Origin of the sequence: Klebsiella sp. KTE92 (genome assembly GCF_000398905.1) — a bacterium.
Classification (GTDB): Bacteria; Pseudomonadota; Gammaproteobacteria; order Enterobacterales; family Enterobacteriaceae; genus Klebsiella; species Klebsiella variicola.
This window is the reverse complement of record NZ_KB976100.1, coordinates 4157728-4166747: the sequence shown is the minus strand read 5'-3', so window position 1 is coordinate 4166747 and position 9020 is coordinate 4157728. Positions and strand designations below refer to the sequence as shown.

Sequence of the window (9020 nt, the reverse complement as noted above, 5' to 3'; positions counted from 1 at the left end):
TTATCCGGGCTACGGTCTGGTATCCGGTTGGTAGCCCCGGTAAGCGCAGCGCGACCGGGGGATGACGCCGGGGAGGCCGCGCTTAACCTCTCGTTTTTTCCCGCCCGCATGCCTCTTGTTGACCTTTGTTACATTTCTGCCCACTGACACTGATTTACATTCTTTTTTCGCTTCTGTATTGTTATGTTATAACATTAAAAGAGGTGAAATATGTTCACATCAGTTTTTATGGCCTCCGGCGCGACGCGCGCGACCATCGCAGGCGTGCTGCTGGTGTCGCTATGGTTAGCGACCTGGTGGGCGGTGGCGCTGCCATGATTGAGCTGGAGCAACTGGTCGCTGGCTATGACGGGGTGGCGATCACCCCACCGTTGAGCGGGATGATATGCCCCGGCAGCCTGACAGCAATCGTTGGCCTCAATGGCTGCGGAAAATCAACGCTGCTGAAAACGCTCGCCGGGTTTCTACCACCGGTCAGTGGCCGCCTGCGCTGGCAGGGGAAACGGCCGGTGATTGGCTGGCTGGCGCAGCGCCATGCCCTCGAGTCGCAGTTTCCTCTCAACGTGCAGGATGTGGTGAGTCAGGGCGCATGGCCCGGCGTGTCGCTGCTACGCGGTCTGGGCGGCGATACCCGGCGACGTATCAGCGCGGTGCTGGAGCGGGTCGGGCTGGCGGGTCTGGCGAAATCGCCGATTGAGGCGCTCTCCGGCGGCCAGTTTCAGCGCATGTTGTTTGCCCGGGTGATGGTGCAGCAGGCGCCGCTGGTGATGCTCGACGAGCCCTTCACCGGCATCGACGAAGCGACCTGCCGGGAACTGATGGAATTGATCCTCGAGATGCATCAGCAGGGGCAGACCATCCTGGCGGTGCTGCATGATAACCAGCGGGTGGCCGACTTTTTCCCCGAGACGCTGCTGCTGACTTCCCAACGCGCCTGCTGGGGCGTCACCCGGGCGGTACTTCCGGCTTTCAGTCATGCGAGGTCGGCATGATCTGGCACACCTTCTTTCAGCCTTTTATTGAATTTGGTTTTATGCGCCGGGCGCTGGTGGTGTGTCTGGCGCTGTCGCTGAGCACCACCATGCTGGGCGTCTTCCTGCTGCTGCGGCGTATGAGCCTGATGGGCGATGCGCTGTCGCACGCCATTCTCCCCGGGGTGGCGGTGGGGTATCTGCTGAGCGGCATGTCGCTGCTGGCCATGACCCTGGGCGGCTTCATCGCCGGCATCGTGGTGGCGCTGGTGGCCGGGTGGGTGAGCCGGCGGACACCGTTAAAAGAGGACGCCAGCTTTGCCGGATTTTATCTGGGATCGCTGGCCCTGGGCGTCACCCTGGTGTCGCTGCGCGGCTCCAGCGTCGACCTCCTGCATCTGTTATTCGGCTCTATTCTGGCGGTCGATCGTGACGCGGCGCTGTTTGTCAGCGGCGTCGCCAGCCTGACGCTGCTGTGCATTGCGCTGTGCTACCGCGGTCTGGTCAGCGAGGCGTTCGACAGCGCCTGGCTGCAGGTGAACCACCCCCGCCTTCCCGCGCTGCTGCATGGACTGTTTCTGGCGCTGCTGGTGCTTAACCTGGTGGCGGGGTTTCAGGTGCTCGGCACGCTGATGGCGGTAGGGGTGATGATGCTTCCGGCGGTTGCCGCGCGCTGCTGGGCGCGAACGCTGCCGGGCATTCTGCTGCTGGCGGCGCTCTCCGGCGCACTCTGCGCCTGGCTGGGATTAAGTCTCTCTTGGGCGGCCAGTCTTCCCGCCGGGCCCGCCATCGTGCTGACCGCCAGCGCGCTGTTTTTTATTTCGCTGTTTTTTGGCACGCATAGCCGGCTGCTGGTCGGCTGGCGCAAATTGATGGGGTAAGGAAATGATGAAACGTAGTGCAATGGTTGTGGCGCTGGCATTGGGGCTGATGGCGCAGGGGGCGATGGCAAAAACGCTGAACGTGGTAAGCAGTTTTTCGGTGCTGGGTGATATGGTGCAGCAGGTCGGCGGGGAGCATGTCCATGTAGATACGCTGGTCGGCCCGGACGGCGATCCACATACCTTCGAGCCCTCGCCGAAAGATAGTGCGCTGCTCAGCAAGGCCGACGTGGTGGTGGTCAACGGCCTGGGGCTGGAAGGGTGGCTGGATCGTCTGATTAAGGCCTCTGGTTTTAAGGGCGAGCTGGTGGTGGCCTCGAAAGGCGTCAAGACCCATACCCTTGATGAGGATGGCAAAACGGTGACCGATCCCCACGCCTGGAACAGCGCGGCGAACGGCGCGTTGTATGCGCAGAATATCCTCGATGGTCTGGTGAAAGCCGACCCGGAAGATAAAGCGGCGTTGACCAGCAGCGGCAAGCGCTATATCGAGCAGTTGACGAATATCGACGGCTGGGCGAAAGCGCAGTTCAGCGCCATTCCGCTGGCAAAGCGCAAGGTCCTGACCAGCCATGACGCCTTCGGCTATTTTGGCCGCGCTTACAATGTGACATTCCTCGCGCCACAGGGGCTCTCTTCAGAGAGCGAGGCCAGCGCGGCGCAGGTGGCGGCGCTGATTAAGCAAATCAAAGCCGATGGCGTCCATACCTGGTTTATGGAGAACCAGCTTGACCCGCGGCTGGTGAAGCAAATCGCCAGCGCGACAGGCGCCCAGCCGGGGGGCGAACTCTATCCGGAGGCGCTCTCCGCACCGGGTGGCGTCGCGGATAGCTATGTGAAAATGATGCGTCATAACGTGGCGCTGATCGCCGCCAGCATGAAGTAATCGTGCGATTTATCATCCCGGCATCGCCGGGATGATTCATTTTGGATGTCCCCTCGTAAATTCCACACCTCGTCCCCATATCTCTGTGGAAAGTGCTATCTTTGATGGCCTCTTTATCCAGACCAAAGCGGGGCGATAATGACCGATTCAGAATTAATGCAGCTAAGCGAGAAGGTGGGCCGGGCGCTGAAGGCACGCGGTGCGACGGTGACCACGGCGGAATCCTGCACCGGCGGCTGGATAGCGAAAGCGATCACCGATATTGCCGGCAGCTCAGCGTGGTTTGAACGCGGCTTTGTGACCTACAGCAACGAAGCCAAATCGCAAATGATCGGCGTCAGCGAAGCGACGCTGCGGGACAACGGCGCAGTGAGCGAACCGGTGGTGGTCGAGATGGCGATCGGCGCACTGCGCGCGGCGGGCGCGGACTATGCCATCTCCGTTAGCGGCGTCGCCGGGCCGGATGGCGGCAGCGACGAAAAGCCGGTCGGCACGGTGTGGTTTGGTGTCGCCAGCGTGAGCGGGCAAGGCGTGACGCGGCGCGAATGCTTTGCCGGAGACCGCGAAGCGGTGCGTCGTCAGGCGACGGCCTATGCGCTCAATCTGCTCTGGCAACAATTTCTACAAAACACTTGATACTGTATGACCATACAGTATAATTGCCTCAACTGAACAAATATTAACGGCGAAGCGAACACGCTTCACCCTGCATGATTAGGAGTAACAATGGCGATCGACGAAAACAAACAGAAAGCGTTGGCGGCTGCACTGGGCCAGATCGAAAAGCAATTCGGTAAAGGCTCCATCATGCGCCTGGGTGAAGACCGTTCTATGGACGTAGAAACCATCTCCACCGGCTCGCTTTCTCTGGATATTGCGCTCGGCGCCGGCGGTCTGCCAATGGGCCGTATCGTCGAGATCTACGGGCCGGAATCTTCCGGTAAAACCACCCTGACGCTGCAGGTTATCGCCGCAGCGCAGCGTGAAGGTAAAACCTGTGCGTTCATCGATGCCGAACACGCGCTGGACCCGGTCTATGCGCGCAAACTGGGCGTGGATATCGACAACCTGCTGTGTTCTCAGCCGGATACCGGTGAACAGGCGCTGGAAATCTGTGACGCGCTGGCGCGCTCTGGCGCGGTTGACGTTATCGTCGTCGACTCCGTCGCGGCGCTGACGCCGAAAGCGGAAATCGAAGGCGAAATCGGCGATTCTCACATGGGTCTCGCGGCGCGTATGATGAGCCAGGCGATGCGTAAGCTGGCGGGTAACCTGAAGCAGTCCAACACGCTGCTGATCTTCATCAACCAGATCCGTATGAAAATCGGCGTAATGTTCGGTAACCCGGAAACCACCACCGGCGGTAACGCGCTGAAGTTCTACGCCTCCGTGCGTCTGGACATCCGTCGCATCGGCGCGGTGAAAGAGGGCGACAACGTCGTCGGCAGCGAAACCCGCGTCAAAGTGGTGAAGAACAAGATCGCCGCGCCGTTCAAACAGGCTGAATTCCAGATCCTCTACGGCGAAGGCATCAACTTCTTCGGCGAGCTGGTTGACCTGGGCGTGAAAGAGAAGCTGATTGAGAAAGCGGGCGCCTGGTACAGCTACAACGGCGACAAAATTGGTCAGGGTAAAGCGAACGCGATCACCTGGCTGAAAGAGAACCCGGCGGCGGCGAAAGAAATTGAGAAGAAAGTTCGCGAACTGCTGCTCAACAACCAGGACTCTACGCCGGACTTCGCCGTTGACGGCAACGACGCAGAAGAAACGGAACAAGATTTCTGATATCGTCTAACAGAGTGATAAAGGGCTGCTTATGCGGCCCTTTTGCATTTCTTAGATTATTGAGGTGCCTGTGACTGAACCTTCATCACGCCGCTCCGGCTACGCTCGCCTGCTGGACCGCGCTATCCGCATTTTGGCCATGCGCGACCACAGCGAACAGGAGCTGCGGCGCAAACTGGCTGCACCAGTAATGAGCAAAAATGGCCCCGAGGCGCTGGACGTCACCCCCGAAGAGCTGGAGCAGGTGGTTGCCTGGTGTATCGAAAACCGCTATCTCGACGATCACCGTTTTGTCGGCCAGTTCATCGCCAGCCGGAGCCGCAAAGGCTATGGCCCGGCGCGCATTCGTCAGGAGCTCAGCCAGAAAGGGATTGCCCGCCAGGACGTTGAACAGGCGATGCGCGAATGTGATATCGACTGGGTGAGCCTTGCCAGGGAGCAGGCGCAGCGTAAATACGGCGAACCGTTACCTTCCGCCTTTACTGAAAAAGTGAAAGTTCAGCGATTCCTGCTTTACCGCGGCTACCTGATGGAAGATATCCAGGAAATCTGGCGAAATTTTGCAGATTGACCCATCGGGGATTTTACTTCGCCGTAAAGAAAACTTATCTTATTCCCACTTTATTCCGTCGGGCCGCTGGTTGTGACAGTACAGACAGCGTCCAGGGCGATTATTCCTTATACACAAAATCATTCAAGCTGCATCAGGGCGGCAAGAGAGAACATCTTCTGGAACGCACGTCAGTTCGGTGCCGGGAGAGCAAGCGCAGCCAGGACAGAGGCGACTTGAAGGATGACGTGTAGCTTGATTTCAGGATAATTATGAGCAAGAGCACCGCTGAGATCCGTCAGGCGTTTCTCGACTTTTTCCATAGTAAGGGACATCAGGTAGTTGCCAGCAGCTCCCTGGTACCGCACAACGATCCAACCCTGCTGTTTACCAACGCCGGGATGAACCAGTTCAAGGATGTCTTCCTTGGCCTCGACAAACGTAATTACTCGCGCGCGACCACCGCGCAGCGTTGCGTGCGTGCGGGTGGTAAACACAACGATCTGGAAAACGTCGGTTACACCGCGCGTCACCACACCTTCTTTGAAATGCTGGGCAACTTCAGCTTTGGCGATTACTTTAAACAGGATGCCATCAAATACGCATGGGAACTGCTGACCGGTGAAAACTGGTTCGCCCTGCCGAAAGAGAAGCTGTGGGTTACCGTCTACGAGACCGATGACGAAGCGTTCGACATCTGGGCTAACGAAGTAGGCGTTCCGCGCGAGCGTATCATCCGCATCGGCGACAACAAAGGCGCGCCGTTTGCTTCTGATAACTTCTGGCAGATGGGCGACACGGGTCCGTGCGGCCCGTGCACCGAAATCTTCTTTGACCACGGCGATCACATCTGGGGCGGCCCTCCGGGAAGCCCGGAAGAAGACGGCGACCGTTACATCGAGATCTGGAACATCGTCTTCATGCAGTTCAACCGTCAGGCTGACGGTACCATGGAGCCGCTGCCGAAGCCGTCCGTTGATACCGGTATGGGGCTGGAGCGTATTGCCGCCGTGCTGCAGCACGTTAACTCCAACTATGATATCGACCTGTTCCGCGATCTGATCGCCAGCGTGGCGAAAGTCACCGGCGCGACCGACCTGACGAACAAGTCGCTGCGTGTGATTGCCGACCACATTCGCTCCTGTGCATTCCTGATTGCTGACGGCGTGATCCCGTCGAATGAAAACCGCGGCTACGTGCTGCGTCGCATCATTCGTCGTGCGATCCGTCACGGCAACATGCTGGGCGCGAAGGACACCTTCTTCTGGAAACTGGTTGCCCCGCTGATCGCCGTGATGGGTTCCGCCGGTGAAGAACTGAAACAGCAGCAGGCTCAGGTTGAGCAGGTACTGAAAACTGAAGAAGAGCAGTTCGCCCGTACTCTGGAGCGCGGACTGGCGCTGCTGGATGAAGAGCTGTCGAAGCTGAAAGGCGACACGCTGGATGGCGAAACGGCCTTCCGTCTGTACGACACCTACGGCTTCCCGGTCGACCTGACGGCGGACGTCTGCCGCGAACGCAACATTAAAGTTGACGAAGCTGGCTTTGAGGCCGCCATGGAAGAGCAGCGCCGCCGCGCGCGCGAGTCCAGCGGTTTCGGCGCTGACTATAACGCGATGATCCGCGTTGACGGAGTCTCTGAATTTAAAGGCTACGATCATCTGGAGCTGAACGGCAAAGTGACTGCGCTGTTTATCGACGGTAAAGCGGTGGATAGTGTCAGCGCGGGCCAGGAAGCGGTAGTGATCCTCGACCAGACCCCGTTCTATGCGGAGTCCGGCGGCCAGGTGGGCGATAAAGGCGAACTGAAAGGCGCAGGCTTCTCCTTCGCCGTCAGCGACACGCAGAAGTACGGTCAGGCCATTGGTCATATCGGTAAAGTCGCCAGCGGTTCTCTGAAAGTGGGCGACGCGGTGCAGGCCGATGTGGACGAGGCTCGCCGTCAGCGTATCCGTCTGAACCACTCCGCGACGCACCTGATGCATGCGGCGCTGCGCCAGGTGCTCGGCACCCATGTGGCGCAGAAAGGCTCGCTGGTTAACGATAAAGCGCTGCGCTTTGACTTCTCGCATTTCGAAGCGATGAAGCCGGAAGAGATCCGTGCAGTCGAAGATCTGGTCAATGCGCAGATCCGTCGTAACCTGGCTATCGAAACCAACATTATGGATATCGATGCCGCGCGCGCATCCGGCGCCATGGCGCTGTTCGGCGAGAAATACGATGACCGCGTCCGCGTGCTGCAGATGGGCGACTTCTCCACCGAACTGTGCGGCGGGACTCACGCGGCGCGTACCGGTGATATCGGCCTGTTCCGCATCACCTCTGAGTCCGGTACCGCCGCTGGCGTGCGCCGTATCGAAGCGGTAACCGGCGAAGGCGCGATAGCCATGCTGCACGCGCAGAGCGATCAGCTCAGCGATATCGCACAGCTGCTGAAGGGCGACAGCCACAATCTCGGCGAGAAAGTTCGCGCCGCGCTGGAGCGTACCCGTCAGCTGGAAAAAGAGCTGCAGCAGCTGAAAGAGCAGGCTGCGGCGCAGGAGAGCGCAAACCTCTCCAGCAAAGCGGAAGAGATTAACGGCGTTAAGCTGCTGGTCAGCGAGCTGGCCGGCGTGGAGCCGAAGATGCTGCGTACCATGGTTGACGATCTGAAGAACCAACTGGGTTCGACGGTTGTGGTGTTGGCTACGGTCGCAGACGGTAAAGTTTCCCTGATTGCCGGTGTGTCTAAGGATGTGACAGATCGCGTGAAGGCAGGGGAGCTGGTTGGTATGGTCGCTCAGCAGGTGGGCGGTAAAGGGGGCGGTCGTCCGGATATGGCGCAGGCCGGTGGTACCGATGCGTCTGCTCTCCCTGCAGCGTTAGCCAGTGTGAAAGGCTGGGTCAGCGCAAAACTGTAATAACTATAAACGCCTATACCCTAAATAATTCGAGTGGCTGGAAGGCGGCGACGCAGCGAATCCCCAGGAACTTACTCAAGTAAGTGACTGGGGTGAGTGAGGAAAGCCAACACACAGGCAACTTGAAGTATGGCGGGTATAGGTGCCGTAACCTCGGGGAAACGGCACCTTGCGTCATAAGTACTGATAACGATAAAGTCGGGTTGAAATTGTGTATATCGGCTAAACTTAGGTTTAACAGAATGTGATGCCATGACTGCCTTATACCGCAAGGTATTTGTCATCGCTTACTTTTTGGCGTTATATGATGGATAATGCCGGGATACGAGAGACCCGACTCTTTTAATCTTTCAAGGAGCAAAGAATGCTGATTCTGACTCGTCGAGTTGGTGAGACCCTCATGATTGGAGATGAGGTCACTGTGACAGTTTTAGGGGTGAAGGGTAACCAGGTTCGTATTGGCGTAAACGCCCCTAAAGAAGTATCTGTTCACCGTGAAGAGATCTACCAGCGTATTCAGGCTGAAAAATCCCAGCAGTCCAGTTACTAAGGTTTCCGCGCCTCGCTGTTCAGTGAGGCGCATCCCTTCCCGCCGTTATTTTTGCCTTTTTCACTTTTTCCCCTGCGCAATACCGGTTTTCATCACCCTTTGCCGCTTTGGCTGTTTGGCGTTATGCCTGCGTCAGGTCTGATTTCCTGTTGATAAATTGCCCTTTTTGCCGTTTTTGCACGCGAATTGCGTGCGAAGTGTGCAAACGAAAAAAGGTCTCGAAAAAGTGTTTGACTTATAAGTACCAGAAAGTAATATGTGCGCCATCGCAGCGACGAAGAGCAGAAACAAGTTCTTCGAAGCACTCGAAAGAGGCGTGTGTGGTGAGGTGGCCGAGAGGCTGAAGGCGCTCCCCTGCTAAGGGAGTATGCGGTCAAAAGCTGCATCCGGGGTTCGAATCCCCGCCTCACCGCCATTTTGCATCCGTAGCTCAGCTGGATAGAGTACTCGGCTACGAACCGAGCGGTCGGAGGTTCGAATCCTCCCGGATGCACCAT

Annotated in this window: 8 protein-coding genes and 2 tRNA genes; all 10 read left to right on the top strand. The window is 58.1% G+C overall.

Going from position 1 to position 9020, the window contains the following annotated elements:
- Nucleotides 1-281: 281 nt before the first annotated feature.
- The 10 genes from A1WC_RS06030 to A1WC_RS06075 all read left to right on the top strand — a co-directional run bounded on the left by A1WC_RS06030 (nt 282) and on the right by A1WC_RS06075 (nt 9019).
- A complete protein-coding gene (locus A1WC_RS06030) occupies nt 282-992 on the top strand; it encodes a metal ABC transporter ATP-binding protein (RefSeq protein WP_012540787.1) in 711 nt (236 codons plus the stop codon).
- A complete protein-coding gene (locus A1WC_RS06035; RefSeq protein WP_012540788.1) occupies nt 989-1852 on the top strand; it encodes a metal ABC transporter permease in 864 nt (287 codons plus the stop codon). The genes A1WC_RS06030 and A1WC_RS06035 overlap by 4 nt, the downstream gene beginning before the upstream one ends.
- 7 nt (nt 1853-1859) lie before the next feature.
- Complete coding sequence (locus A1WC_RS06040) at nt 1860-2738, top strand: metal ABC transporter substrate-binding protein (RefSeq protein WP_016161684.1); 879 nt, start codon at nt 1860-1862, stop codon at nt 2736-2738.
- Nucleotides 2739-2876: 138 nt separating this feature from the next.
- Nucleotides 2877-3374 (top strand): nicotinamide-nucleotide amidase, encoded by a 498-nt coding sequence (gene pncC / locus A1WC_RS06045; protein ID WP_016161683.1) that lies wholly within the window; start codon nt 2877-2879, stop codon nt 3372-3374.
- Nucleotides 3375-3464: 90 nt separating this feature from the next.
- Nucleotides 3465-4523: a recombinase RecA gene (gene recA / locus A1WC_RS06050; RefSeq protein WP_004205686.1), complete on the top strand. Its 1059-nt coding sequence runs from the start codon at nt 3465-3467 to the stop codon at nt 4521-4523.
- A 70-nt stretch (nt 4524-4593) separates the two neighbouring features.
- Nucleotides 4594-5094 (top strand): recombination regulator RecX, encoded by a 501-nt coding sequence (recX, locus tag A1WC_RS06055; protein ID WP_008806152.1) that lies wholly within the window; start codon nt 4594-4596, stop codon nt 5092-5094.
- A 251-nt stretch (nt 5095-5345) separates the two neighbouring features.
- Nucleotides 5346-7973 (top strand): alanine--tRNA ligase, encoded by a 2628-nt coding sequence (gene alaS, locus A1WC_RS06060; protein ID WP_008806151.1) that lies wholly within the window; start codon nt 5346-5348, stop codon nt 7971-7973.
- Between the two features lie 364 nt (nt 7974-8337).
- A complete protein-coding gene (gene csrA, locus A1WC_RS06065; protein WP_000906486.1) occupies nt 8338-8523 on the top strand; it encodes a carbon storage regulator CsrA in 186 nt (61 codons plus the stop codon).
- A gap of 322 nt (nt 8524-8845) precedes the next feature.
- Nucleotides 8846-8938: transfer RNA gene (locus tag A1WC_RS06070), tRNA-Ser, on the top strand.
- A gap of 4 nt (nt 8939-8942) precedes the next feature.
- Nucleotides 8943-9019 (top strand) — tRNA-Arg (locus A1WC_RS06075).
- Nucleotide 9020 lies beyond the last annotated feature (1 nt).